The organism is Methylocaldum sp. (genome assembly GCF_035627495.1).
Lineage (GTDB): Bacteria > Pseudomonadota > Gammaproteobacteria > Methylococcales > Methylococcaceae > Methylocaldum.
In genome coordinates this window covers 31,926-56,265 of the sequence record NZ_DASPLO010000080.1, presented here as the reverse complement: position 1 = coordinate 56,265, position 24,340 = coordinate 31,926, and the positions used below count along the sequence as shown (strand labels likewise).

General features: G+C 57.0%; 23 protein-coding genes and 1 pseudogene. 8 read left to right on the top strand and 16 right to left on the bottom strand.

Going from position 1 to position 24,340, the window contains the following annotated elements; translation table 11 throughout:
• Positions 1–176 (top strand): annotated as a pseudogene (locus VEB01_RS07075) (IS630 family transposase); the annotation flags it as partial.
• A gap of 399 nt (positions 177–575) precedes the next feature.
• Here VEB01_RS07075 and VEB01_RS07070 read toward each other — a convergent pair.
• The 4 genes from VEB01_RS07070 to VEB01_RS07055 form a co-directional block, all read right to left on the bottom strand.
• Positions 576–1,850 (bottom strand): HlyD family secretion protein, encoded by a 1,275-nt coding sequence (locus VEB01_RS07070; protein WP_324874053.1) that lies wholly within the window; start codon positions 1,848–1,850, stop codon positions 576–578.
• 123 nt (positions 1,851–1,973) lie between these two features.
• Positions 1,974–3,482 (bottom strand): efflux transporter outer membrane subunit, encoded by a 1,509-nt coding sequence (locus VEB01_RS07065; protein ID WP_324874052.1) that lies wholly within the window; start codon positions 3,480–3,482, stop codon positions 1,974–1,976.
• Positions 3,479–5,074 carry a DHA2 family efflux MFS transporter permease subunit gene (locus tag VEB01_RS07060; protein ID WP_324874051.1) on the bottom strand — a complete coding sequence of 532 codons (1,596 nt, stop codon included), beginning with the start codon at positions 5,072–5,074 and terminating at the stop codon, positions 3,479–3,481. Before VEB01_RS07060 ends, VEB01_RS07065 begins: the two co-directional genes overlap by 4 nt.
• A gap of 107 nt (positions 5,075–5,181) precedes the next feature.
• A complete protein-coding gene (locus VEB01_RS07055; protein WP_324874050.1) occupies positions 5,182–6,078 on the bottom strand; it encodes a hypothetical protein in 897 nt (298 codons plus the stop codon).
• A 390-nt stretch (positions 6,079–6,468) separates the two neighbouring features.
• Between VEB01_RS07055 and norR the strand changes: the two genes are divergently transcribed.
• A complete protein-coding gene (gene norR / locus VEB01_RS07050; protein ID WP_324874048.1) occupies positions 6,469–8,040 on the top strand; it encodes a nitric oxide reductase transcriptional regulator NorR in 1,572 nt (523 codons plus the stop codon).
• Positions 8,041–8,219: 179 nt separating this feature from the next.
• Here the strand turns inward: norR and VEB01_RS07045 are convergent, their stop codons facing one another.
• From VEB01_RS07045 to VEB01_RS07030, 4 genes are all read right to left on the bottom strand, one after another.
• Positions 8,220–9,047 carry a sensor histidine kinase gene (locus VEB01_RS07045; RefSeq protein ID WP_324874047.1) on the bottom strand — a complete coding sequence of 276 codons (828 nt, stop codon included), beginning with the start codon at positions 9,045–9,047 and terminating at the stop codon, positions 8,220–8,222.
• Positions 9,048–9,285: 238 nt separating this feature from the next.
• Positions 9,286–9,558, bottom strand: a complete 273-nt coding sequence (locus VEB01_RS07040; protein WP_324874046.1) for a TraR/DksA C4-type zinc finger protein — start codon at positions 9,556–9,558, stop codon at positions 9,286–9,288.
• A 743-nt stretch (positions 9,559–10,301) separates the two neighbouring features.
• Positions 10,302–10,700, bottom strand: coding sequence for an EF-hand domain-containing protein (locus VEB01_RS07035; RefSeq protein ID WP_324874044.1), 399 nt, complete (start codon positions 10,698–10,700; stop codon positions 10,302–10,304).
• A 210-nt stretch (positions 10,701–10,910) separates the two neighbouring features.
• Positions 10,911–12,512 (bottom strand): sensor domain-containing diguanylate cyclase, encoded by a 1,602-nt coding sequence (locus VEB01_RS07030; RefSeq protein ID WP_324874042.1) that lies wholly within the window; start codon positions 12,510–12,512, stop codon positions 10,911–10,913.
• A 145-nt stretch (positions 12,513–12,657) separates the two neighbouring features.
• Here VEB01_RS07030 and VEB01_RS07025 point away from each other — a divergent pair, with 145 nt between their 5' ends.
• The 3 genes from VEB01_RS07025 to VEB01_RS07015 all read left to right on the top strand — a co-directional run bounded on the left by VEB01_RS07025 (position 12,658) and on the right by VEB01_RS07015 (position 15,884).
• Positions 12,658–12,891, top strand: a complete 234-nt coding sequence (locus VEB01_RS07025) for a hypothetical protein (protein ID WP_324874041.1) — start codon at positions 12,658–12,660, stop codon at positions 12,889–12,891.
• A gap of 208 nt (positions 12,892–13,099) precedes the next feature.
• Positions 13,100–13,546 (top strand): RDD family protein, encoded by a 447-nt coding sequence (locus tag VEB01_RS07020; protein WP_324874039.1) that lies wholly within the window; start codon positions 13,100–13,102, stop codon positions 13,544–13,546.
• Between the two features lie 517 nt (positions 13,547–14,063).
• Positions 14,064–15,884, top strand: a complete 1,821-nt coding sequence (locus VEB01_RS07015; RefSeq protein ID WP_324874037.1) for an adenosylcobalamin-dependent ribonucleoside-diphosphate reductase — start codon at positions 14,064–14,066, stop codon at positions 15,882–15,884.
• 156 nt (positions 15,885–16,040) lie between these two features.
• Here the strand turns inward: VEB01_RS07015 and VEB01_RS07010 are convergent, their stop codons facing one another.
• The 3 genes from VEB01_RS07010 to VEB01_RS07000 form a co-directional block, all read right to left on the bottom strand.
• Positions 16,041–16,406: an HPF/RaiA family ribosome-associated protein gene (locus VEB01_RS07010; RefSeq protein WP_324874035.1), complete on the bottom strand. Its 366-nt coding sequence runs from the start codon at positions 16,404–16,406 to the stop codon at positions 16,041–16,043.
• Positions 16,407–16,765: 359 nt separating this feature from the next.
• Positions 16,766–18,004, bottom strand: a complete 1,239-nt coding sequence (locus tag VEB01_RS07005) for an aminotransferase class I/II-fold pyridoxal phosphate-dependent enzyme (RefSeq protein ID WP_324874033.1) — start codon at positions 18,002–18,004, stop codon at positions 16,766–16,768.
• 15 nt (positions 18,005–18,019) lie between these two features.
• A complete protein-coding gene (locus tag VEB01_RS07000) occupies positions 18,020–19,000 on the bottom strand; it encodes an L-threonine 3-dehydrogenase (RefSeq protein WP_324874031.1) in 981 nt (326 codons plus the stop codon).
• 210 nt (positions 19,001–19,210) lie between these two features.
• On the opposite strand from VEB01_RS07000, the gene VEB01_RS06995 reads away from it, so the two are divergent.
• The gene (locus tag VEB01_RS06995) at positions 19,211–19,588 is read left to right on the top strand and encodes a 4a-hydroxytetrahydrobiopterin dehydratase (RefSeq protein ID WP_324874029.1); all 378 of its coding nucleotides are present in this window, start codon (positions 19,211–19,213) and stop codon (positions 19,586–19,588) included.
• Here VEB01_RS06995 and hflD read toward each other — a convergent pair.
• Both hflD and VEB01_RS06985 read right to left on the bottom strand, forming a co-directional pair.
• A complete protein-coding gene (gene hflD / locus VEB01_RS06990) occupies positions 19,575–20,204 on the bottom strand; it encodes a high frequency lysogenization protein HflD (RefSeq protein ID WP_324874027.1) in 630 nt (209 codons plus the stop codon). The genes VEB01_RS06995 and hflD overlap by 14 nt on opposite strands.
• Before the next feature lie 50 nt (positions 20,205–20,254).
• Positions 20,255–20,611, bottom strand: coding sequence for a nucleotide pyrophosphohydrolase (locus tag VEB01_RS06985; RefSeq protein WP_324874025.1), 357 nt, complete (start codon positions 20,609–20,611; stop codon positions 20,255–20,257).
• A 153-nt stretch (positions 20,612–20,764) separates the two neighbouring features.
• On the opposite strand from VEB01_RS06985, the gene VEB01_RS06980 reads away from it, so the two are divergent.
• A complete protein-coding gene (locus VEB01_RS06980) occupies positions 20,765–21,073 on the top strand; it encodes a hypothetical protein (RefSeq protein WP_324874023.1) in 309 nt (102 codons plus the stop codon).
• A gap of 14 nt (positions 21,074–21,087) precedes the next feature.
• Positions 21,088–22,131, top strand: a complete 1,044-nt coding sequence (locus VEB01_RS06975) for a metallophosphoesterase (protein WP_324874021.1) — start codon at positions 21,088–21,090, stop codon at positions 22,129–22,131.
• Position 22,132: 1 nt separating this feature from the next.
• On the opposite strand, the gene VEB01_RS06970 is transcribed toward VEB01_RS06975, so the two are convergent.
• From VEB01_RS06970 to VEB01_RS06960, 3 genes are all read right to left on the bottom strand, one after another.
• Positions 22,133–22,612 (bottom strand): CDP-archaeol synthase, encoded by a 480-nt coding sequence (locus VEB01_RS06970; protein WP_324874019.1) that lies wholly within the window; start codon positions 22,610–22,612, stop codon positions 22,133–22,135.
• A 286-nt stretch (positions 22,613–22,898) separates the two neighbouring features.
• Positions 22,899–23,564: a DUF1614 domain-containing protein gene (locus tag VEB01_RS06965; protein ID WP_324874017.1), complete on the bottom strand. Its 666-nt coding sequence runs from the start codon at positions 23,562–23,564 to the stop codon at positions 22,899–22,901.
• A 61-nt stretch (positions 23,565–23,625) separates the two neighbouring features.
• Complete coding sequence (locus VEB01_RS06960) at positions 23,626–24,129, bottom strand: Hsp20/alpha crystallin family protein (RefSeq protein WP_324874015.1); 504 nt, start codon at positions 24,127–24,129, stop codon at positions 23,626–23,628.
• Positions 24,130–24,340 lie beyond the last annotated feature (211 nt).

Sequence of the window (24,340 nt, the reverse complement as noted above, 5' to 3'; positions counted from 1 at the left end):
ACAAGGCGATCCGGCGTGGCTCGTTTGTCAGTGTTCGGGATCTGGTCAACAAGATCGACCACTTCATCTCCCATTACAACCAGTCCTGCCGACCCTTCGTCTGGACCGCCACGGCGGATTCCATCCTGGCCAAACTTCAACGATTATGTCAGCGAATTAATGGGACAGAACACTAGGAAATCTATAGCGTTTTCAGTTCTGATGCACGGTCTAAGAAGGAAGCCGCCGTTGGCGGCGTCTTGTTTGAGAGCGGGTCTCGCCCCGCGGGCGAGATACTTTTCTTTGCGCGGCCAAAGAAAAGTATCCAAAAGAAAGGCCGCCCGGATGGCGCGCCGATCCTGCGCGTCGCCGCCTGGAGAGCCGGGGGCGACAAAAGGCACGTTCCCTGTGCCTTTGTCGCCGCGCGCAATCCATTGCGCGCCCCTTGCGGGCTGGTCCGGCTCCAGGCGGCGATGCTCGGGCACGCCCTAACGGGACAATACCGAACCCCCATACATCAGATTTGAAAATGCTCTAAAAGGAAAAATCCTTCGTGTAGACCCCGCCACCCGCTGGGCAGCGGGTCAAGCGCTGACTCATCGTGCAGCTTGTGAGTTACTGCCCCGAACGCGCCCGACGGGCCGGGTTTGCCCGGCGTGAGGCGGTGTGACAGCCGGCCCGTCGGACAACGTGCAAGAAGGCTCCAAGGGATCGTCTTTCGGGACCACATTGGCCATGATGATTTCCTGCGCCTTGAGCTCCGCATCGGTGAGTTCGTCGCCGAAGATGTCGGTTTCATACTCCTGGGTGGAGACTTCCGCCAGCGAAGTGTCCAGAGGCCGACCGGGTTCATCGATGTGGATGGACGTCACGGTGGACAGTCCGGGGCGGATGGGCCGTTTTAGGATCTCCTCTTTCCGTAAGGCGATGCGCACGGGCACGCGCTGGACGATATGGATGAAATTGCCGGTGGCGTTGTCCGGCGGCAGCAGGGCGAACACGCTCCCGGTGCCGGGCACCAGCCCTTCGACCGTTCCGTGATAGGTATGGCGTTTCCCGTACAGATCGACGATCACCTCGGCCGACTGACCGGGCCGTACCTGATGCACCTCGGTTTCCCGCAAGTTCGCCTCCACCCACAGATGATCCAAAGGAACCACCATGAGCAGAGGGTCTCCGGGATGAACCCGGTCTCCGACCTGCGCCTTGCGCAGCGCAATGTAACCCGAGACGGGGGCTCGGATGCGCTGCCGGACGAACTCCAGGTAGGCGTCGATGAAGCGATGCTTGGCTGCCTCTACCTCGGGGTGCCGCGTCCGGCTAGTCCCGCCCACCCGCGCTTCGATGGATTTGAGCTCGGCCCCGGCCTCCCGCAGTTCGGCTTCGAGGCTCGTCATCTGGTCCTCGGCATTTTGCAGTACCTGCTCGGAGACCGAACCGCTGGGGATCGCCTGGCGGAAACGGACCACGTCGTGGCGCACCCGTGCGAGCTGGGCGGAGCGCGCGGCCAGCTTCTGGCACAGTTGCTGGCGCGTGGCGAAAAGCGCACCGATCCCGCGCACCGTCCGCCCCAATTCTCCCTCGCTCTGGCCCAAGGCGGCTTGGGCGCGGTGTTCATCGAGCCGGACCAGCAGGTCGCCTTTGTTCACGTACTGGGTTTCCTCGGCCAAGACCTGAGTGACGATGCCCGTCGCATCCGCTTCGACCGGGATCAGATTGCCGGTGACGAAGGCGTTGTCGGTCACGACCCAGAAACGGCCATGGAGCCACCAATAGCCGGCATAGGCCAGAGCGCTCGCGAGCACTGCCAGCGCAACCAGCAAGAGACGGCGATTGCGCCGGGCGCGGATAGCCTTGGGATGAATCTTCATAGTTGCTTGTTCGGGTATCCCTGAATTGTTATTCGAGTTAGGCGAATGGGATGGTCGTATCGTGTTCTTATGGTTCGGCAGGACTGCAACGGGGCTCGACCCGTGTTTTAACGAGGGCCGGACCTAATCCGCTATCGATTGGGGACGAGTGATATCGAGACCGCTGGTGTACCCGCCGCCCAGTGCCTCGATGAGATCGGTCATGGCGACGAGCTGATCGGTTTCCAAGGTCTTCAGTGCGAACTCCTGGTCCAGAACGGAATTCCGGCGCGCGAGCACCGTCCGGCGATCATCCAGCCCGCTGCGGAGTCGTTCTTGAGCGAGATCGAATACCTCACGCTGCGAAGCCAGCAGGCGGTTCTGCGCTTCGACGATCGTCCGGGTATCCCGCCAACTGCTCAGACTGTCGGCAACCTCTTGCACCGCTTGCAGCAAGGTCTTGTTGTAAAGCTCCACCGCCTCGTCGTATTCCGCCCGTCGCAACGACAATTCGCCGCGCAGGCGTCCGCCTTCGAATATGGGTAGCCGCACGCCCGGCGCAACGCCGTAGGCGAAGCTGTTCCCCGAAAACAGAATATTGGCGAGGGAGCTTGCGCCCTTGGTCATGCGCAGGGCGTTCAAGCCGACGAAAGCCGTCATGTCGACGGTCGGCAAAAAGCTGGCTTTGGCAACCCGAATCCGTTGCGCCGACGCTTCGGCCCGGTGAAGCGCCGCGGCGAGATCCGGGCGGTGGGCGAGCAGTTCCAGCGGAAGCTTTGTGGGTAGCGGGATTCTTTCGGGGAGGCTCACCACATTGGTGAACAGGTTCCGCGTCGCATCGGGGCCGCGGCCGATCAATCGCGCCAGCAGGTTCCGCTGCAAATCCAATTGGTCGCGGGTGACGGCTTGCCGCTTGCCGGCCGCCTCCGATTCAGAGGCAGCCTGTTTGACCGGATCGGCGGAATCCAGCCCCAGTTGATAACGCGTTTCGGCCAGATGGAACAGTTCGCGGCGCAATTCCACCATGTCCTCCGCCAGATCGAGCTGCTGCCGCAACGCGATTCCTCGGAAGTAACACCGGGCAATCGCGGCGGTCAACTGCAGCCTGACTTCGGCCTGTTCCGCCTCCTCGGCTGCCGCTTCGCCCAAGGCGGCTTCCAGCGCGGCGCGGTTCTTTCCCCAAAAATCGAATTCATAGCGGAGACTCAAGGGATTGATCAATCCCGAGACGATATGCGCTCCTCTAAGGGCGACATTGACGCCGTGCTCCGAAAAACGCGCCGCTGCAACCTCCGCCTCCGCATCCAGAAACGGCAATAGCCGGGCGCCTTCCACGCGGGCAAAGCCTTCCGCCTCGCGCAGCCGGGCCGTGGCTGCCTTGAGGCTGGGATTGTCCTTGAGCGCCATGTCCATCAGGCGGTTCAGCTCGGAACTGCCGAACTGCCGCCACCAGCGATCCTGCGGCCAGGATCTCCGCGCTGTCAACGGCTCTCCCCCGCGGGCTTCGGACAATTTGTGCGCCATGCTCGGAGGCTTGAAGAATTCGGCGCGTTGCCCGCCAGATGGAATCCAGGCACAGCCTCCGATCAGAAACAGGGACGCCGCACCGAATCCGGCGAGCAGGCGCCATCGATGAACGGATCGGCAACTCATGGCTGCTCCATCAGCTCATCGGCCCGGGTTTCCCTCAAATCCTCCGCCGGGCTCGGGTGCAGCGGCCGGTGAGTGGGACGGGCCAGCCACACCAGCCCGGCCAATCCGAGAAAAAGATAGCTCGCCATCAAAAAGGCGTCGTCGAGCGCGAGAATGGCGGCCTGCTGCTTGACGATGGCCAGGAGCTTGCCCTGTGCCATCCCTGCATCGAGACCGGCAGCTTCCAGCCGCGAAGAGAAGCGCTGCAGCAGATCGAGAGACGCGAACTGCCGCCCCCCGAAATGATCGGCCAAATGAAGCTGATGAAAGGGGCTGCGTCGAAATAGCATGACGCCTTGTAAGGTGATGCCAAGTGCGCCGGCGGCAATACGCAGCAGCGCCGTTTCTTCCGCGGCGCGCAACACCTGACCCGGAGATAGGCCGTGGAGGGTGAGTGCGGTAAGCGGAGTGAAAAACGAACCCAGGAAAAAGCCGAGAAGCAGCATGGGCCAAATGATTTGATCGAACGATCCGGGGTCGTCGAAGAGCCCGATCCACGACAGGGTAAACGCCAGACCCAACAAATTGAGGCAGGCGAACAGCCGGGCGTCGACGCCTTTGACTACCTCGTGCATGACGGCAATCACCGGCGCCGCCAACACGATCATGGACAGAAACAACAGGCCGGCAAGGAATGAGGAATACCCCAGCAACAGTTGAAGCTGGACGATCAGCAGCGATAACAGCCCTTGAATGGACAGGAACCCCAGCGTGAGACAAACCACGCCGATGGCGAAATTGCGATGGGCGAACAGCCGGATGTCAAGTGCCGGGTGCCGTTCGCCCAATTCCCAGATGACCAAACAGGGCAGCGCCACGATGACGACGATCAGCACATCGAGCAGGAAGGGCGATTGGAACCAATCGAAATCGTTGCCCTGATTCAGAATGGTCTGCAGACCGCCGAGCACCAGGCTCAACAGGACAAAGCCGACGAAATCGAAACGGGTGTAACGGAGCTGGAATCCCCGCCCGTGCAGCAGCGAACCGGTCACGCCGGCGATGGCTAGGGCGAAGGGGATGTTCAGATAAAACAGATAACGCCACCCGACCTCGTCGGCGAGCCAGCCGCCTATGGGAAAACCGATGGTGAACGGCGCGAGGGTGAACAAGCCCCATATCCCCAATCCCACCGATTTGAGCCGCGCGGGATATTCTTTCAACAACAGGGCTTGCCCGATGGGAAGCGTGACGCCGCCGGCAAAGCCTAGAAAAATGCGCGCCGGCAGGAACAGCCGCAAAGTTTCGCTGATGGCGCACAGATAAGAGGCCACCGCATACACCACAAATGCCGTAACGAACAAGCGGTAATCGCCGAGGCGCCCGGATAGCCAGCGGGCGATGGGAAACGCCAGCGCCAGGGCGATCATGAAATCGGTCTGGGCCCAAGTGCCGAGGCTCGGCAATACCCCGCCGAGATCGCCGGCCACGTGGGGCATCAGCGCGATATAGGAACCGGCATTGAACAGCACGACCATGTGCCCAAGGCCGAGCGCGATGTTGAACAGGACAAAGCGCCAACCGCGAAGGCGCCTTGGGAAGGCGATCGTCACCTAAGCGACGCCTAGGCCGCGATTAGCCGGTAAGCGGCGCAGCGAACGTCCGGCGGCGCCGCCTCTTCCTTTGGGCCGGGAATGACCATGAGCCGCGGCCGCCCTTGTCATTCGTGGCGGCTGTTTGCGATGGCCATTGAAGCGGTTTCGATGCTCCGCTCGTCGGAACGGGCCTGCCGCGACGCCGGCAGCTCCAGATCGGTCAAGCCGCGGTGAACAAGCTTCGCGCCGAGGTCGCTCACAAATTTCTTGAACTTTTCCGCCTCGTGATCGAGAAGTGTGGGCGCCGCTCCGGCAATGGGAGACGCATCGGCGCCGGTTCTACCGATGACTTGGCCGGTAGCGGGGTCGATCAGCTTGACCAGCACCTGCAAGGGCGTCTGCGACTCGAAAATTTTGTAGGTCCCGATACCCACCTCCAGCACGGCGTCGACCCGTTCCGATCCATGCGACCGATAGTCGACCGGAGAGGTGTCGGCGTTGTACCACTGCCGGATGGCACCATGCCAATAGGCGAGATTGGCGGTGCGGTTGCGGGGGGCGATCGGCAGGCGGTAGTAATGCTCGGCAGAAATGGCGTTGAGACCGCCGGCGGTCAACAGCGCGGCCGCTTCCCGCGCTAAAACCAGAGTAGGGGTCCAGCTCTCCGCAAGCGATGCGGCCGGTTCCAGCCCGAAGACGTTTTCCGGCGCCGCTGTCGTTCGCGGAGGAGCCGCTACCGGCACGATGTCGTCATGGCTTACCAGACCGGCGATCAGCACGCCACCGGGATTCCGGTAGATCTTCTTTTCCAGGAATAAATCGAACGGCACGGTATCGTTCTGCCGATAAATGGGCAGCCGGGACTCGATGAGATCCGGCATCACCTCTAGGGGAGGCGGCTCCACCGGGATCACGAGGATCGTGTGCAACCCGCCCGACTTGTCGGCGGGCGGTTTGATCGGGGGAGCGAGACAGGCGCTCAGTGCAACCAGCAAAACCAGCAATAGGCTATAACGCTTCATATTTGGGAGGTACCACAGTCCCATGGAATCCGTGCAAAATAAGGAACCCAGGCACCGCTTCAAACAACCGATTCGTCGTTTCCCGACGTAGGCGTGTCCGATGCGCCGGGCGGCCCTGCCCCATCTTTAGCAACACCAATGCCACAAGACAAGGCATTGATAATAAACGCCTTTATGGCGTCACAACTCCCAACGTCGTCGTAATGACATCGACTCGATAATAAATAACGGCCAGATCCGCCGCTTTACCCTCAAACAACGGCTCTTACCTACCGACATACTCGGAAATGACGCACGCATTGCTACAAGAGCCCATTGCTGTCACTATGACACCATTGTAGTAAATTCGACTACGGCCCTATGAAAACGTTCGACTACGAATCTTTGGAAATGAATGAACGCCTGAACATAAGAATGACCGGGGAAGCCATTCGCGAAGCGGTGTTGAGCTTGACCGCGAATCTTTCGATGAAAGAGCGCATTGAGGGATTTCTTGAAATTTTCGCCAAAGTCACGGGGAATCATGCCTGCGCCTTATTGCGCTACCAGGACGGGATACTCGTGCCCGTGGCGACCCGCGGCCTCTCGCCCGAGGTCATGGGACGGCAATTTCATCCGAAGCAACATCCTCGGCTGGCGGCAATCCTCCAGTCGAGAACGCCGGTCCGATTCGAGGCCGATGATCCGAGGCCGGACCCTTATGATTCGCTGTTTTTGAACGACACCGGAGGCGGATTGCCCGTTCATTCCTGTATGGGTTGCAGCCTTTATAACGAAAATACCCTGTTCGGGGTGCTGTCAGCGGATGCGCTGAAACCCGGGGTATTCGACGGCATCAATGACCACGTCTTCCAGACCTTCGCCGCCATTGCGACCGTGGCGTTGCGTCATGAAACCTTTATCGGTGCGCTGGAAAGATTGGCGAGACATCGCGGACTGGTTACCAGCGAACTGGTGAACGAGGCCTTGCAGCGCGGCGGCCAGATGCTTGGTGAAAGTCCTGTCTTGCAGGAACTGAAGCGCAATATCGGCATTGTCGCCCGATCCGATCTGACGGTTCTGGTGATGGGCGAAACCGGCGTCGGCAAGGAGGTCGTGGCTCGCGTCATACACGCGCAATCGCTGCGGGCCGATCAACCCTTGGTGTACGTGAACTGCGCGGCACTCCCGGAATCCTTGGCGGAGAGCGAACTGTTCGGGCATGTCCGCGGCGCTTTTACCGGAGCCAGCACCGACCGGGCCGGCAAATTCGAGTTGGCGGAAGGAGGCACCCTATTCCTGGACGAGGTCGGCGAACTGCCTCTCTCGGTTCAGGCAAAACTGCTGCGTGCCTTGCAGTTCGGCGAGATCCAGCGGCTCGGCTCGGACAAGAACCATCGCGCCGATGTCCGCATCATCGCCGCGACCAACCGCCAACTCGCCGAGGAGGTGAAAGCGGGGCGGTTCCGGGCCGATCTTTACCATCGGCTCAGCGTATATCCCCTGAACGTACCGCCGCTGCGGGAACGGCCTATGGACATAGCGCAGTTGGCCGGACATTTTATGGATCAGGCCCGAATGCGCCTCGGCCTTGAGCAGGTGTGCCTGGCGCCCGCGACGATCGAAGCACTGCAGGCCTATCCATGGCCCGGGAACGTCCGAGAGCTTGAGCATGTCATCCTCCGCGCCGCTCTGCGCGCCTCCGCGGATCGCGGGCGCTCGTTGATTTTGGAGCCGGAAGATCTGGATATCGGCCCTGAAATTCAGCGGGGTATGGAAGCAAGGGCCAGTTTGTTAAACGGAACAAACCAAATATCGCTCGCACGCGCGGTGGACGACTTTCAGCGGCAACTGATCCTCAAAACCCTGAACGAGTGCCATGTCAATTGGTCGGAAACGGCACGCCGACTAGGCCTCGACCGCGGCAATCTGCATCGTCTTGCCAGGCGCCTCGGACTAAAGCCGACTAACCGCATGGACTGACGGCACCGCATCAGCTAAAGAAAGATCGATCGGCGCGGACACTGCCATGTGGGCTTGCCTTGCTACCGATCCCCAATATGGGCTGGTCGACGTACAAAAAAAGCCGGACAGTGTCACTGTGTCCGGCTTGAAATTAAGGAAAGCAACCATAGTCTTATACTTTTTGACCGCTACGTTGCCTAAAAGTTTAGATGGGATAGAGTCGCTTGAGAATCGCGCACATCGCGACCGGAAATCAAGCCTTGCTCCCGCCGGAGCGGCAACCATACGACAAACTCGGCACCCCGGCCTTCGCCCTCGCTGAAAACCTCCACTCTCCCTCCATGCATCTCGATCAGGCTTCTCACCAACGAAAGGCCTATGCCCAGACCGCCTTGCGCGCGGTCCAGCGTCCTGGGGCCTTGAGTAAACAGATCAAAGATGTGGGGCAAAAGTTCGGGCGGTATGCCGATTCCTTCATCCTTGACGTGCACCGCCGCTTCGCCTGACTTGATTTCCACCGAGAGCCAAATCCGGCCTCCTTCATTACTGTACTTCGCGGCGTTGTTGAGAATATTGGCCAAGACTTGGGTAAGGCGCGCCTCGTCACCGTCCAAATCGATATCAAGCAGCTCCGACTCTACGATAAGCTTGAGCCGATGAGCCTCGATCAGCGGCAAATTGACTTCGATCGCCCGGACTATCACGGCAGCGAAATTGAGCGGAGCCACGCGCAACGTAATCTTCCCACGGGTAATCCTGGACACATCGAGAAGATCGTCGACCATTCGGGTTAACTGAGCCGCTTGGCGATCCACCACGTCCCGTGCCCATTCCGCCCGGGGCTCTTGTAAATCCAAGCGGCGCAACACCTCGACCGCGTTGCGAATCGATGCAAGTGGATTGCGCAGTTCATGGGCCAGCATGGCGAGAAATTCATCTTTACGCGGCTGGATCTGAATGGTGTCTTCTGTGCGGATCGGGTCGTCAATGTCCATAACGTGGACGGTACAATTTGATGACAACATAACAAGCTCTTCCTTGGCTGTTGAAAAATTCTTCCGGATCGCTCGGTCTCTGATCGCCGCGGTTGTTCTTACCGTCGCTCAGCATGCATAAAAGCCTTACCGGGCGGCACGACTAAACGAGTCACAGCCGCCCTTAAGATCTAGTAATCAAACCGTAAACCTTATCAGACGCCGTACCAGATTTCGCAACGGCGACGGGAATGCGCTTCGAACAGATGCAAGATCAAAACGCGAAAGATCACATATCCCAGTCATCAAAACCCGGATACAACCGGGCTTCGTGCCGTTGCTCGCGATCGTACTCAAGCTGGCAGTCGATACAGCGCACCGCGCGGGGATTAGCCGCAAGGCGCTCCAGAGGGATAGGCGCCTCACAATCCAGACAGATGACCACACCGCGTTCGGGATCGGTAATCTGCTGTTCCCTTTCCGCCAGCGATGCCTTCAGGCGTCGTAGCGCTTCGGCACGCGTGCATTCTTCGACGATCTGAGCAACATCGATATAGTCCATGTCGGCAGTCTCCTTCATAAGGAAAATTTCCGCCTGGAGCCAAGTCATATACGCGGGCAATTCAGGCGACTTAACCCCTTCGAGAAGGTCACGCTTTGCTCAGTTCCCGTCACCGTATTGATACTTAATGGCGCAACGGAAGGCGAGTTGGCGGTATATGTTCATACACCTATGAAACCGCACTTATGTTATGCCACGGATTGATATGGGCGCGGTTGTAAACATAATCCGATAAGGAATCGGGAATCCGGAGAGATATGAGCTGCAGAAACTATCTCAAGGGAGAGTCTAATGAAAACGTGTATTATTGCCGCTGCCGGGCCGTGATTTTAGGCGTATCGTGACTGGTTGCCGCAAAACCGTTCGCGCTATCAACGAGCGCCTCCTTCAGCGCAATACTCCAAGCTCCCGCCCGACACCACGAATTTTCGTTTCATAAAAGCCACCCGCTGCATCGTCAAGCAAAGGGCATCCGAAGAGGGTGAACCGGTCTAAATTCCGCATTGGATTGTGAAAAGCCCCTAATCAGAGAGCTTGATTCTTGCAAAAATACCGGCACGGTTCTCGGAGTAGCCGATATGCCGACGCCCCTCGCAGACAAGCCACGGGTAACGTCTTCGAGAGGGGACTGACAAGGCTGCTCGGTGCTCTACGATGAACACTTCCCAGTCTGCAAAATGAAGATTGCTGACGCCTACCGGGTGACAACAGCAAGCTCTAAGACTCCGCTTCGACTTAGCGGATCATTCAACGGGTACGTTCTGCTCGAATTTCGAGAATTCATCCTGATCCAACTGGCCGTCCTGGTTCTTATCAAATTCGCGCCAATCTTCCTTTAACTTCGTATCAACTCTACCCTCGCTTTCAGAGATCAATCCATCCTGGTTCGCATCCAGTTTCTTGAAGCGCTCGCTCTTGATTTCCTTTTCGACCTCGACCTGATGGCGGGTCGCCGGGATATCCTTTTCTATCTGCTGACCGGGGGGCTGTTCGGCCGGGGGCTGGGCAGGCTGATTGGTAACGTCTAAGGATTTCCTTGTCGCCTCATCCGGATTGGGTGTTCCCGGCACTTGCGGTTGTTCGGCTATTGCCGCGGACGAACCCAGCAATGCGAGAAGAGTTAAAAAAGTCGGTGCTTTCACGACAGACCTCCGTATCCAACAATAGAGGAAATGCCAAATGACGTGAAGCGGTAGTCGTAAGATTTCCGCTCCTAAAATTAGGACCGGGTGACCCCACAACGGTTCATAGCCTCTGCCGCGCTGCGGTTATGAATTCCGATAGCCGGGCTTCCTGCGTAAAACCACCATGGACACGGATTTACGCCACGGCAAATCCAGGGGTGATGATCGTCACCACGGCGCCGGGTGGCAATCCAGAGATTCAAGCACAGCAGTAGGGCTCTGTTGACCTTTGCTGACGGCCTTGTCTTGATACATTGCCTGATCAGCCGTCCGTAGCAACTCAGCAGTGGTCGAACCGTCTTCGGGGTAGACGGCTATACCCACACTGGTTCCCAAAATGGGCAGCGCCTTGTTAATTCCGTTGGCTTCCGCAGACGGCTGGCGAAAGGCTTTCTTGATCTTATTGGCTACGGATTCCGCGCCGCGGAGATCACCGACATTTTGCAGGAGCACTACAAACTCGTCTCCTCCCAAACGGCCGACGGTATCCGTTTCCCGAATGGAGTGCTGAAAAATCCGGGCGGCGCGTTGCAAAACCTTGTCTCCGGTTTGATGCCCGTAATAGTCGTTGATCTGTTTAAAGCCGTCCAAGTCGAGGTAAAGCAGGGCCACTTTCTGTCGCGATCGATGTGCCGTGATCAGCGCCTGCTCCAGACGATTCATGAATAATTGACGATTGGGCAATCCGGTCAGAGGATCGAAGTTGGCCATCAAAAACAGCCTGTTGCCCTCCTCGAATTTACGCCTCTCATAACGGTCATGGATTCTGGCAACACCGAAGAAAACGAAGAGGAATGCCAAAGACCCGACGAAGATCAAATTCAGTCGATGCCAATCAAGATCGGCCCATCCCAATTGTTGCTCAATTTCGAGAACGAAGAATTTCTCCGGTTCTCCTAGAGAGCTGCGAAAAAGCAGCTTAGGGAACAAAGCGGACTCGAGGGAAGTTACCGGCAAAGCCTGCCGATGAATCAACCCGTCATTCAGGCTTGCACCCTCGCGCGCCGACTCGAACAGGGTAAGCGCCAACGACACGGAGTCAGACGGTAGTTGCAGCAGAGCCTTCACCCTGCATATCACTACGGCGAAGCTTACCTCGCCCCTTAAATCTACGGGTTCTATTAGCGCGTAGCCCCAATCGCCATTGCTTAGCAAAAACGAGTGGCTAGCCGTGATTCCTCTGGATTGTAGGGCACGCTGGAAGGCGTCTCTGAGCAGGGGTACGGAATCGAACTCAAAACCCAACAAGGGTCGAGTCTTATCGTTGTACGGCTCAACAGAGGTCAAAGAGCGCAAAACCGGTTTATTCGGAACCGCTTGCCAAGTTAGGTTATTTTTAACATAGGAAAAGGCATGTGCCGAAGAATCATTCGCCGCGCTTTCATGATGCCGAAGGGCCATGAATTCATCCAGCCCCTCCCTTTCTAAATTTTGAACGGCCCCCATAAAGTAGATGCCCGCATTTTGCTCGGCTATCAAACGAGTATAGGTTGAAACTTTCTCTTGATTTACGGGCTCTTGGACCTTTAGGAACGCAGCCAGACTATGTGCTGCATCAACATAGCGACGCGTCTGCGAAACCAATTGTTTTTGAATGAGGGCGGAGTTTTCTGAAAACCGCTGGGTTTCGCGCTGAATATCGAGAAAAACGGCGAACGCCAATCCGGCACAGGCAATCAGCAACCAACAAATCGTCAGCAACGCATACAACGAAAACCGCTTAACGATTAGCTCAATAATTCCCTTTCGCAGCAAGAACGCGGTCTGCATGGTTTTTATGCTACTATTCGCCGCTGACTGCCTAGCGCTAAGGATTCCTGGATCGCCGCCGGAATGGCGGTCTTGCCCGAAAGGGATGTACGACTCTGCATCTCTACGAATCCATGATTGCAACAAATTTTGGAGGAGGAGATACATGTTTAAACCCAGACTCGACGTATTCCTTGCTTATCCGATTCATACCAGTGCACTCGTTGCAGTTTTCGCGCTTCTGCTGTTTTTGCCGCTGGTACGCCCACCGATCATCCTGTCCATGCTGCTAGTTACGCTACTGGTTTATCTCTCGATGTTCTTTGGCGCCAAATTGGCGCTTGACGAAAATCAGAGGCCTTTGTCGTTAAGCAACGACGACAAACCAGGCGCCCACTGAACGGTTACCGTGCCATCTCGCCAGTCCAAATCATTCGATTACTAGCCTACACGCGGACGGCACGAGATGATGTGATTTAGTAACCAATTTCCGTAAAAAACCTTTCATCAATCATCTGTGCAAAATCCATGCACAAACTTTCTAGCCAAGGCGCCAGAGGCCGTTTCCACAACGTCACGCGAGGTCCCATATCTGGCGGGGACATGCGTTGAAACCTTGGGTTAGCCAATCCTTCGTGATTCCGGACCGCAATCCGCCGGGCATGCTGCGCCGCTTGGCAGCCCTTCTTTACGACACCGTAGTACTGGCCGCGGTACTCTTCGCCGCAACGGTCATCTTGTTGCCATTTCATAATGGAGAGGCCTTTCAACCAAATCATGGCCTTTATAGCGCCTATCTATTAACGGTCAGCTTCGCTTTTTTCGGGTGGTTCTGGACCCATGGCGGACAGACACTCGGGATGTGCGCCTGGAAAATTCGCCTGCGCACGACAGCGGGAGCTCCCGTCTCCTGGGGTCAGGCCGCAATTCGCTTGATCTGCGGCTTGATATCATTCGGCTGCTTGGGACTGGGCTATCTTTGGATTTTGTTCGATTCAGAGGGGCGTAGCTGGCACGATCTCGTGTCCAGGAGCAAAATCGTTTGGCAAGATTAGCGGCCATCAACGAAGGACGGTCATTAATTTAAGCGGTTAGAGCGTCTTTCGTTTCGCCACAGTGGTGGTCGATATCCGGACGCATGACCCAAAGTACCGCTGATTACGGAAATTATTTTTGAGCGGGGGCCGCCCCGCACGTGGGTTCCTTTGCTTGTCTAAAAACAAAAGTGTCGGGAACACATTTAGACGTGCGAAGTGCGCCCGAACGGTTCCCTAATTCTGCGCGTCTCGCCCGGCACCCAGGCCGACCGAAGACACCTCCATGTACCTCGGTCGCCGCGTGGCGTCGTGCCGCGTCCCGTTGGGCGATTCCGGTCCCGGACTCCGATGCCGGGGGCACTCTAACGCATTGAGGACAGCAAGCGGCAGCGCTCGCTGCACTAGATTGAAAAACACTCTAAGGCGGATCGATGCTGGATGTCGCAGAAAAGCGAATCGAGCAGACTCCGCCTTGTTTACCACCGCTCATCTCATCTCAACGCGATGAACCACAAAAGCGCAGCGGAGACGTCTCATGCAAGACCTCGCCAATGTATTCGAAAATCCCGTGTCCCGGGAAGTCTGGAACTGGAAGTATCGTCTCATAGACGAAGCGGGTAGCGACTCTACCATCCGGGATACCTGGCGGCGTGTGGCGCGAGCTTTGGCCAACGCGGAACCCGAACTCTCCGCTAGTTGGGAACGCGCCTTTCTTAAAGCGTTGGAAGATTTTCGCTTTCTGCCCGGCGGGCGGATTCTCGCCGGAGCCGGAAGTCAACACGATGTTACCCTATTCAACTGTTTCGTATTGGGTACTATCGAAGACTCGATGGAAGGTATTTTCTCCGCACTCAAGGAAGCTGCGCTAACCATGCAGCAGGGCGGCGGCATCGGTTACGATTTTTCCACCCTGCGTCCAGCCGGTATGCCCGCCCGACGATGCGGCGGTGTAGCTTCCGGCCCGGTATCCTTCATGCGCATTTGGGACAGCATGTGCGCCACGCTTCTTGCCGCCGGAGCCAGACGAGGAGCCATGATGGCTACGCTGCGTTGCGATCATCCGGACATCGAAACCTTTATCGGTGCAAAACGTACCCTAGGCGAACTGCGGAATTTCAATCTCTCCGTGCTCATCACGGATGATTTCATGGATGCGTTAGAACAGGATCGGGATTGGCCACTGGTTTTCCCCATCAACACCGAGGCAGACCCTCCCGACGCGGGACAAATTGTTTTCAGGCGCTGGTCTCACACCGGCTCACCCGTGCCATGCCGCATCGTTCGAGTGAGCAGAGCCCGAGAACTGTGGCATGCAATAATGCGGTCCACCTATGACTATGCCGAGCCTGGTGTCCTGTTTATCGATCGCATCAACCGGCAAAACAATCTTTGGTATTGCGAGCACATCTCCGCCACCAATCCATGTGGTGAAATCCCACTTCCCGCCTACGGCGCTTGTAATCTGGGCTCTATTAATCTCACCCGCTTCGTGTCGGAGCCATTCGAGGATAACGCCGCTTTGGATTTCGCGGCCATCGAACGGACCGCCGCCGTGGCCGTGCGCATGCTGGATAATGTCATCGACGCAAGCCGGTTTCCCTTGCCGAAACAGCGGGATGAAGCTCTCGGTAAACGACGTATCGGCTTGGGAATTACCGGTTTGGCAGACGCGCTGGTAATGCTGGGACTACGCTACGACGACGAACGCGCCTGCCAGCTTGCCGACAAGATCATGCGGAGCGTGTGTCTTGCCGCGTATCGGACTTCCATCGAACTGGCGCGCGAAAAGGGTTCTTTCCCGTGCTTGGATCGTGACAAATACCTGCAGAGCAACTTCGTTCGGACCTTACCGCGCACGATCAGAAAAGGCATCGCCGAACACGGCATTCGAAACAGCCATTTGCTGGCGGTTGCGCCTACCGGTTCCATTAGCTTGCTCGCAAACAATGTATCCAACGGGCTCGAACCGGGATTTGACGAGCGCTATCAACGACGCGTTCTGACACCCGAAGGCCCCCGGAACTACGACATCGAAAACTACGCTGTCCGGTTGTGGAGACTCAGCCGTTCAGAGCGCACGTTGCCGCCTGCTTTTGTCACCACCTCCGAGTTGTCCCCGCTTGCTCATTTACGGATGCAGGCCGCAATCCAACACTCGGTGGACAACGCCATTTCGAAAACAGTTTATTTGCCCCAAGACTTCCCCTTTCCCGATATGGAGTCGCTGTACCGCCAGGCTTACGACATGGGACTGAAAGGTTGTACCACTTATCGGCCGAACCCCATTACCGGAGTCGTGATCAGCCCAACGGAACCCTTAACGGCTTCCACTGTTTGCTGCGAACAGAATGCTTAGGCAGTTACGCCAGCGGCGCGTGTCGCCCTATTACGACACATCAGACGTGGGACAAGAAAAGAACTTGGAAAAGCGTTTTTGACAAGAACCGACCTCGGCGCAGGGCGTAAAGAGTTTGAACCTCGTTACGCCCCATACCGATGCACGGTTAGACGATTAGAGGGCAGTGGACGAAGGAACTTTATGGTTCTTGATTTCGCCACGCTGCATGCGAACGTGCTCCTCAAGCTGCCGCTTTGCGGCGTCGAAAGCGTCACGTAATGCTACGTATACATCCTCGTGCGCCTGTTTGTCATGATGATCGCGGCTGACCACGATTTGTCTCTGGGGCACGCTCAAATCGATCCTGACTTTATAGAGATTACCCTGATGCTGATGATGGTGCTCCGCTTCGACGGCGACTCTACAGCTGATGATATGATCGCAGAATTGCTCCAATTTTGTGGCTTTCTCCCGAATGCGGGTTTCAACGGCGTCGGAGTGAGGAATTCCTCGAAACGTAATCTCTAGTGGAACTTGCATAGGTCTTTCCCATTAAGTGTCAAGTCTGTAAGTAATCTAAAAAGGTCTCCACCGAAGCCCCGGCCCAGTGGATACTGTCCGGCTCTTCCAAGTTATCGGCTTCATTTTAGGTAGATTGGTCCATTGACTGTTTATTTTGTGCGCCCGTAAGGCTTGGGGCGATTGGGCCGTAAAAACTACCAACACCTTCTTTCCTTGCCGCTCCGGGTAACAATAATATACAACCGGCAGTCCTCCTGTCGATCTAAAGACCCATCGCGCGTTTGGCCGCCGGTGACGCCGGAGCTTAGTGGTACGACTCTCTCGCTCGAAAACGGTCACCGCCCACTTCCTATACAAATTCGGAAACTGAGGCGCGATTACGGGTGAATTGTTCTCCCAAAATCACGCAGCGCCGCTAACGCCTCGTCGAGATCCGCCCCCGTATGGTCCGCGGAAACCTGAAACCGGATTTCTTCGTCGCCGCGGGGCACGACCGGATAAACAATCCCGGTTGCCAGAATGCCCCTCTTCCAGAGGTGACGGACCATATTTCGGGTCGCTTCGGTATCCCGGAGCAGCAACGGCACGACGGGATGCTCGCCATGGAACGTCTCGCATCCCAAGTCCTTCAGACCCTGCCGGAATCTGTTAGTCAAGCTCCGCAGCCGCTCGAGCCGATTCTGTCCTTCGGGACCGCCCACGATCTCGACGGCTTTCACGGCGGCGGCCGCTTCGCCCGGCGTGATCGGATTGGAATAAATATAAAGGGGGGCTTTTTCGCGCAAATAATCGACTAAGAGCGAACTGCCGACGACATACCCCCCGTTGACACCGAAAGCCTTCCCCAAAGTGCCAATCAAGACATCCACCGGCCCGCATCCGGCATATTCTTCGGTTCCCCGGCCGGTTGCCCCGAAAGTGCCAACGCCATGGGAGTCGTCAATTATGACCAAGACCCCTTCGGCGAATTTTTCTTCATAGCTTTTGGCCAGTGCCATTAGTTCCTTGAGCGGGGCATGATCGCCGCGCATGCTGAAGATGCCGTCGGTCACGATGGCCACTCGCCTGCAGGATTCGACAGCCTGCCGTAAAAACGTTTCGGCTTGTCCTATGTCCAAATGTCCGTAAACGAACTTCTCCCTTGGACGGGCCAGACGAATCGCATTGATGATGCAGTTGTGGTTCAACTCGTCGCTAATCACCGCGGTTTCTGGGCTTATCAGCGTCGGCAGAATCCCCATTACCGCCGTATACGCCGAGCTGAACAGCATTGCCGCCTCCCGGCCGTGAAATTCGGCCAGGCGCTGCTCCAGCAGCACATGTGGCTCGTAGGTGCCACTGATAAAGCGCACCGCTCCCGGGCCGGCACCGTAGGCTCGGACGCCTTCCTCCTCGGCCTTCATCACTTCCGGATGAAACGCGAGTCCCAAATAGCCGTTGGAATTCATCCGGAGAAAGGAACGTTCGCCCTCCCCTTTCAGCAGATAACGGATACCGCGACCATCCCGGGGCGGTAGAACGGCAGTGATAATCGCCTCCCGGCTCTTGCGCATTCCGGATTGGTCCAGTTGCGCCAGCTCTCGCTTCAACAAGGCTTCCACTCGGTCCATGGCCATAGTCCACCTCATCGGCTAAACGGTTGACGTACTTTGTAGCTTGGCACGAATCTTATCGAGCATATCGCTCGTCATTCGCGCCATGTCGTAGTTCGGCGCCCAGTTCCACTCGGTCCGCGCCGCACTGTCGTCCAAGGACTGGGGCCAGGAATCGGCAATCGACTGACGCACGGGGTCCACTTCATAGTCGATTGCAAAATCGGGAATATGTTTCCGAATCTCGGCGGCCAATTCGCTTGGGGTAAAGCTCATGGCGGTCACGTTGAACGCGTTGCGGTGCGTCAAACCTGCTGGATCGGCTTCCATGAGCGCCATCATTGCCCGGATGGTGTCGGGCATATACATCATGTCGAGGCGCGTATCCCCTCGGAGAAAGCAGGTGTAATGCCGATAACGGATTGCCTGATAGAAGATTTCCACCGCGTAATCGGTAGTTCCGCCGCCGGGCGGGGTCAGATAGGAAATAATCCCCGGCAGGCGCAAACCTCGCGTATCGACGCCGAACCGCCGGAAATAGTAATCGCAGAGCAATTCGCCGGTGAGTTTGGTGATACCGTAGATCGTCGTCGGACGCTGGATGGTGTCTTGAGGCGTGCCGTCGCGCGGCGTGGTCGGCCCGAAAGCCCCGATCGAACTCGGGAAAAACAGGGCGCATCGATGCTGACGAGCAACCTCGAGCATACGATACAAGCCGCCCATATTGACGTTCCAGGCCACCTGCGGCCGCTCTTCGGCCACCGCGGAAAGAAGTCCCGCCAGGTGATAAATGGTCTCGATCCGGTAACGGCGCACGACATCCTGAATCTGGCGCAACTGGGTGCAGTCGAGATGTTCGAATAGGCTGTCGCCTTTGCCCGCTCCGGCAGGCGGCATGCGGATATCGGCGGCCACCACACGATCCTCCCCGTATCGGGCCCTCAACGCCGGAATCAGCTCCGAACCGATTTGACCGAGAGCACCGGTCACCAGAATTCGACCCTGTGAACCTATCGTCATCTTCTTCCTACGAATCCGCTGATAGGCAAAATCATCTATTTTCCGATTGATTTGCGTCCAAGGTTAAATCCCCCAAACGATGGGGTCAATGCAGCGGAGACTACAGAGTCAATATGTCCAGCGATGCACAAGCGATAAAGAGCCTTGACACGCGGCCTCGGGAGCAACAAGCTGAACCATCCGTTGACACTCCGCCCGGAGGTAGCATCCATGTCCCAAAAAGAGGAAAAGGCATATTCCCAGGAAGAAATCGAGGAACGCTTGAAACAGGAGCTTCCCCACTGGTATTACGAGAACGGCTGGATACGCCGAAAATTCCGCACCCACGGCTGGAAAGCCAGCTTGATGGTGGTGAATACGGTTGGTCACTTGGCCGAGGCCGCCTGGCATCATCCCGATCTTACCGTCTCTTACGCTTTCGTCATCGTCAAACTGGCAACCCACACGGCGAAAGGCGTGACGGACAAGGATTTCGCGCTGGCGAAGAAGATCGAGGAGGTCGTGCAGTGGAATGCCAACGCGGAGACCGGTGGCATCCTGGAAGGCACACCGGACGACCCGCGGTTCAGGTACCTTAAGTACGACTGAGCGACTCCAGCAACTGGTGCGCTTCCTTTTGCAGCTTCGGGCGGAGGAACAGCAACCTCCATCGACTGCCGCCGCATTGCCGCCACAGGACCACCGAGCGGATACCGGCCAGCAAAAGCGACCGAATTTTTTCGGCATTCTCCGGATCGGACACGTAAATCTGCTCGCCGGCTACCATTACCCGCGGCTTCAACTGGCTAAGGGTCTGCTGATACGTCTCGGCAAGCGTAGCGAGCACGTCCTCGTTCAGAACACCCCGTTCTTCCGCCTGCGCAGCGGCTTTTTGTACGCCCGAATGAATGGTTTCGAGCATGCGGGGCTGCTTCATCAACTTGCGTTCTAGAAAGATGAGCGTCGAGGCATAGCGCGCCTGCTCCGGGTCCACCACATCAGGACCGCCCAATTGTCGTTCGATCTGTCTGAGACCGGTCATGACGCGGTGAAGACCGCCGTAAACATCCAGAACGTCGTCCGAATCGATCTTCAGCACGCTGCCGATGCTGGCCTCCAAGTCCTCGCGGTCGGCCGTCCCGCGCTTCGCGATATGCTGCACGAGGTAAACCGCCTGGGACAGGCCGGCCAAAGCGATTACTTGATTGCTTAAGGTTTTTATCATGACGGACCGCAACTAATGCCAAGGAAATGCAGGAAATTCCCCGCGCTGGGTTATTGTTCGCGCCGATTGTATTTCACCGCGTTTCCCTTGGCTAATTCGACCGGATACTTTTCGGCGTTCTTCCGCATCTTCTCGTGGATCGCCTCTTCCAAATCGATATTCAGCTGATCGGCCAATCGCAACAAATAGATTAAAACGTCGGCGATCTCCTCTCGCACCGCGCGATAGTCCCCGGCTTTTTCGGACAGACGGCGCGACTCATCCTCCTTAAGCCATTGAAAATGCTCCAACAGTTCCGCCGCCTCCACCGCCAGGGCGATAGCGAGGTTTTTCGGACTGTGGAACTGGTCCCAGTCTCTCTCGTCTGCGAATGCTCGTAGAGTCTGTTGTATAGCTGCGATATTCATGGAAAGCTCTTCGTACCGTATTTTTTTATTGACGCGGAATAAGCGAAAATAGTTAACACGAATATCGCGACAAAACGAAATCGCACGAAGCCCTTGGACGAAACCTCATGTAATTTCGTGTCCGTAAACAATCGCTCGTGAAGGTATTAAAAAATGGAAAGCCTGATTCAGAACCTGCAACGCACGATTCGCGCCCTGGAAACCCTGAGCGAAAAAAGACTGCCCGAAGCCGACCAGGTGGACGAACTGCTTGACCAGCTGTTTCAGCAGAAAATCGACTTGGTCAATGTCACCTTGAGCAGTTCGTCGCCGGTGTACCAACAGGCCGCTCAGGCCGTGAGCCAGGCGGCGACCCGTGTTGAAAAAGCCGCCAAAGAGCCGTCCCGGGTAAGCGAGGCCATTCCTGTCGTGTTCGACGCCATCGGCAAGCTGGCCAAGCTGTTGAACCATGTGACGCCCTGAGGCGGATGAAGCCCGTGCAACCCGGCCAACGCTTTCCCTTTCCGAAACTGGAAACGGCCGGGAATGCGCCGCTTGCGTCGAAATCCCTCCCCCCCCCTCACCTTCATTGCCCGCCCATAGATTTAGAAACCTATCAATGGCTGGAACAGCGGGTAGGACGCTGTCACCTCAACCAAAGACTGGGCATAGAGCATGATTTCGAGGCACGGGTGTTCGGTCAGGGACGCACGTTATTCCACATCGAGAATTGGTATTCCGTCCACGGCTTGATGCGTTATCTGCTGCGGCTTTTGTGGCTGCACAGCCGAGGTCGGGAAAATGCCCGGACCATAGAAATCCGGCATAACGAAATCGTGCTCGAACGGCTTCCCCGAGCCTTCGACGGCTTTACCCTGCTGCACCTCACCGATCTTCACCTCGACATCGAGGAGGACATTCCCCAGGCGCTCATTGACGCCGTGAATCGAGTCGACGGCTACGACATCTGCGTTCTAACCGGTGATTTCCGTGCGAAAACCTTTGGCCCATACGAACCGGCGTTGACCGCCATGCAAAGGGTTCGTCCGTTCCTAAAGGAACCGGTCTATGGCGTTCTCGGCAATCACGACACCATCCGCATGGCGCCAAGACTCGAGAATCTGGGAATCCGCATGCTGTTGAACGAATCTACACCCCTCACGCGTGGCGATGCGACCATCTATCTCGCGGGCATCGACGACCCCCATTATTACCGCGCCGACAATCTCGAAAAGGCGACCGATCAAATCCCCGAGGGATCGTTTTCCATTCTATTGTCCCACTCGCCCGAAACATACCGGCATGCAGCCTACGCGAGTTTCGACGTGATGCTGAGCGGACATACCCACGGCGGCCAGATTTGCCTCCCCGGACGCATCCCCATCATGCTCAATGCGAAAGCCCCTAGGGCCTTCTGCAACGGGCCATGGCGTTATCATTCCTTGCAGGGTTACACATCGGCCGGCAGCGGGGTCAGCATCGTGGACGTACGACTGAATTGCCCGCCCGAGATTACCCTGCATCGTCTGCGTTGCGCTTGATCTAATAGGGTCTCTGGCGTATGCGGAGTTGAAAGAGGATTCGAGAGAGCACGAGATCCAGGAACACGAACGTGGCTACGAGAGCGGCGACATAGGTAAGCTCCAGACCCAGTTCGACGCGCACCACGAGCAGCGGAAACAAAGACTCGGGAATCTGATCTAATCCAAACGCCATACCGCTGGAAGGAACACCAAGGCGTCTTTTGACGAAACTGGAAAAAAGATCGCCTAACATGGCCGCGCCGCCGATACAAAGCCCCACTCCGATAGGAAGCCCTACGCCCGCAGCGGCCAGTCCCGTAAGTGGTATCGCGGCGATGAGTCCTCGCCAGGTCTTCGACGAGCCGAACAACGGACGCCGGTCCAGAAAGCATGCGCCGCCGTCTATAGGCCATGCCAATCGCTCGCCGAGCCCCTTGTTGAGCAATATGGGAACGCCGTTAGCGGCCAGCAGTAGGAACAGAAGTTTGAAAGTCAGCATTATCACCTGGATCGGCCGCACTAACTGACCGCTGGGATATCATCCTAAATGGTCCGCCGCCGGTAAAGAGGAAAGCGCGATGAGCACCCGCCAAGAAATCGCCTGCGCTCGGAAGAACCAGGAACTGTTCCCCCATATCCCCGACGTGGGATATGAGGGATGGGTGATACCGTGGAGGAGGCTTTCGCGCATGCGGCGGAGAGATTCGGACTTGCGCGGCTTGTGGCAAAATTCCTGCCCATAGTCTGCATCAAGAGCTAATCCTTCATTCGAGGGTCCAACCGATTCAGCTCAGGAGCACCGCCACAAGGCCAGTCATGAAAATTCCGTCGAAAGTGCCTGCGCCCCCGATAGAAGCGATCGGAGCGGCCATTTGGCGGATGTCCCTCAGGCGCAGCAGATCGGCGCCGATTAAAACCCCTAAAGATCCCGAGATATAGGCAAGCGGAGCCCGGTATTCGTCTCCCAGGAAAATGGCGGCCAGCGCCGCGGACAGCGGAGCCACCAAGATCGGCATGCCGATACCGATACCCGGAATGGGCCGGCTCATAAAATAGCTGACGGAGGCAACAAACGCCGTAGCCGCCATAATTTGCAGAGGCGAAATACTGTAGCTCTGGACCAAATACAGCGAGAAAAGTACCGGCACCAGGCATCCGCCTACGTTCACCGCAACCTGGGTGCGGCCGGTAAAAGGCACGGGGGGCCGACGCAGCAAGCCGTAATCGATTCGTTCAACCGGGGGCGCCGCCGCTGATACGCGCAGCGTAAACAGGGGCAAATTGATAGCGCTTCCGAGCAAGGACGTGACTAACAGTGTCAGCGCCGATTCCGGGTCCAAGCCGAGTTTCTGGAAGGTTAATGCAATCAGCCCCAGCTTGATGCTGAAGATAATCCACAGCAGCAATCCCAGGAAGAACAGAAAGTAGATAGGCGAAAACGGTGATCGCATTAGTGCTGATCCAGCTCATAAAGAAGGGCCGGAGGGCATTTGCACCGCGGCCCTTGGGGGCTTATTCCACTTTGATGCTTTTACGCTTGGAGCCGGCCACTTTGGGAACGATTAACTCGAGCACGCCGTCTTTGAAGCTGGCCTTGGTCTTGTCGCCCTCCACCGGACAAGGCAATCGAATGGTGCGCTGAAATTCGCCCCGGCTCAACTCGCGCCGGTAAAACTGGCCCTTTTCTTCCTTGTCCTCGCGCTGGGCCGTAGCTCGAATAGTCAGCGAATTATCCTGCAACGAGACGTCGAGGTTTTCTTTGCTGACCCCCGGCAGTTCCGCACGAACGAGCAACTCCTGCTCGCGGTCGACCACATCCACTCTGGGCATACGGCCGCCGAACAGGGATTCCCTTTCCGGCAATCCCCGTCCGAAAAACGGCAGCATCCAGTTGCGCCGCACCTCGTCGAACCACTGCTCAAGCTCGTCGAAAGGACTCAAGAACTGGCCCTGCTGAGGCTGGGCCAGTTCTTTCTTGGTAGTTTCCTTGGTTTGATTCTCTTGTTTGTCGGTCATGGCGTTTCCTCCTTTACATCACACGAAACAAGGTCCACATATCAGGCTTGATCAAGAGAACAAAACCGAATTTATCGGTTTCTGAAACAAGGCCGTCAACGGTCGATTTCAACGACCTTTAACAGATTATTGCTCTCCGATATGTCTGCAACATTTGACACTAGCCCATGTCAAAGTGTTGCATCGAGAAGACCGCACCTGCGGCGCGAGG

Excerpts from the sequence above, each read along its gene's own strand:
- VEB01_RS06995 (WP_324874029.1), top strand. The coding sequence starts at position 19,211 with ATGTCCCAAAAAGAGGAAAAGGCATATTCCCAGGAAGAAATCGAGGAA.
- VEB01_RS07030 (WP_324874042.1), bottom strand. The coding sequence starts at position 12,512 with ATGCAGACCGCGTTCTTGCTGCGAAAGGGAATTATTGAGCTAATCGTT.
- VEB01_RS07040 (WP_324874046.1), bottom strand. The coding sequence starts at position 9,558 with ATGGACTATATCGATGTTGCTCAGATCGTCGAAGAATGCACGCGTGCC.
- VEB01_RS07055 (WP_324874050.1), bottom strand. The coding sequence starts at position 6,078 with ATGAAGCGTTATAGCCTATTGCTGGTTTTGCTGGTTGCACTGAGCGCC.
- VEB01_RS07070 (WP_324874053.1), bottom strand. The coding sequence starts at position 1,850 with ATGAAGATTCATCCCAAGGCTATCCGCGCCCGGCGCAATCGCCGTCTC.
- VEB01_RS07045 (WP_324874047.1), bottom strand. The coding sequence starts at position 9,047 with ATGTTGTCATCAAATTGTACCGTCCACGTTATGGACATTGACGACCCG.
- VEB01_RS07010 (WP_324874035.1), bottom strand. The coding sequence starts at position 16,406 with ATGCAAGTTCCACTAGAGATTACGTTTCGAGGAATTCCTCACTCCGAC.
- VEB01_RS06960 (WP_324874015.1), bottom strand. The coding sequence starts at position 24,129 with ATGACCGACAAACAAGAGAATCAAACCAAGGAAACTACCAAGAAAGAA.
- VEB01_RS06980 (WP_324874023.1), top strand. The coding sequence starts at position 20,765 with ATGGAAAGCCTGATTCAGAACCTGCAACGCACGATTCGCGCCCTGGAA.
- norR (WP_324874048.1), top strand. The coding sequence starts at position 6,469 with ATGAATGAACGCCTGAACATAAGAATGACCGGGGAAGCCATTCGCGAA.
- VEB01_RS07065 (WP_324874052.1), bottom strand. The coding sequence starts at position 3,482 with ATGAGTTGCCGATCCGTTCATCGATGGCGCCTGCTCGCCGGATTCGGT.
- VEB01_RS06985 (WP_324874025.1), bottom strand. The coding sequence starts at position 20,611 with ATGAATATCGCAGCTATACAACAGACTCTACGAGCATTCGCAGACGAG.
- VEB01_RS07015 (WP_324874037.1), top strand. The coding sequence starts at position 14,064 with ATGCAAGACCTCGCCAATGTATTCGAAAATCCCGTGTCCCGGGAAGTC.
- VEB01_RS06970 (WP_324874019.1), bottom strand. The coding sequence starts at position 22,612 with ATGCTGACTTTCAAACTTCTGTTCCTACTGCTGGCCGCTAACGGCGTT.
- VEB01_RS07025 (WP_324874041.1), top strand. The coding sequence starts at position 12,658 with ATGTTTAAACCCAGACTCGACGTATTCCTTGCTTATCCGATTCATACC.
- VEB01_RS07005 (WP_324874033.1), bottom strand. The coding sequence starts at position 18,004 with ATGGCCATGGACCGAGTGGAAGCCTTGTTGAAGCGAGAGCTGGCGCAA.
- hflD (WP_324874027.1), bottom strand. The coding sequence starts at position 20,204 with ATGATAAAAACCTTAAGCAATCAAGTAATCGCTTTGGCCGGCCTGTCC.
- VEB01_RS06965 (WP_324874017.1), bottom strand. The coding sequence starts at position 23,564 with ATGCGATCACCGTTTTCGCCTATCTACTTTCTGTTCTTCCTGGGATTG.
- VEB01_RS07000 (WP_324874031.1), bottom strand. The coding sequence starts at position 19,000 with ATGACGATAGGTTCACAGGGTCGAATTCTGGTGACCGGTGCTCTCGGT.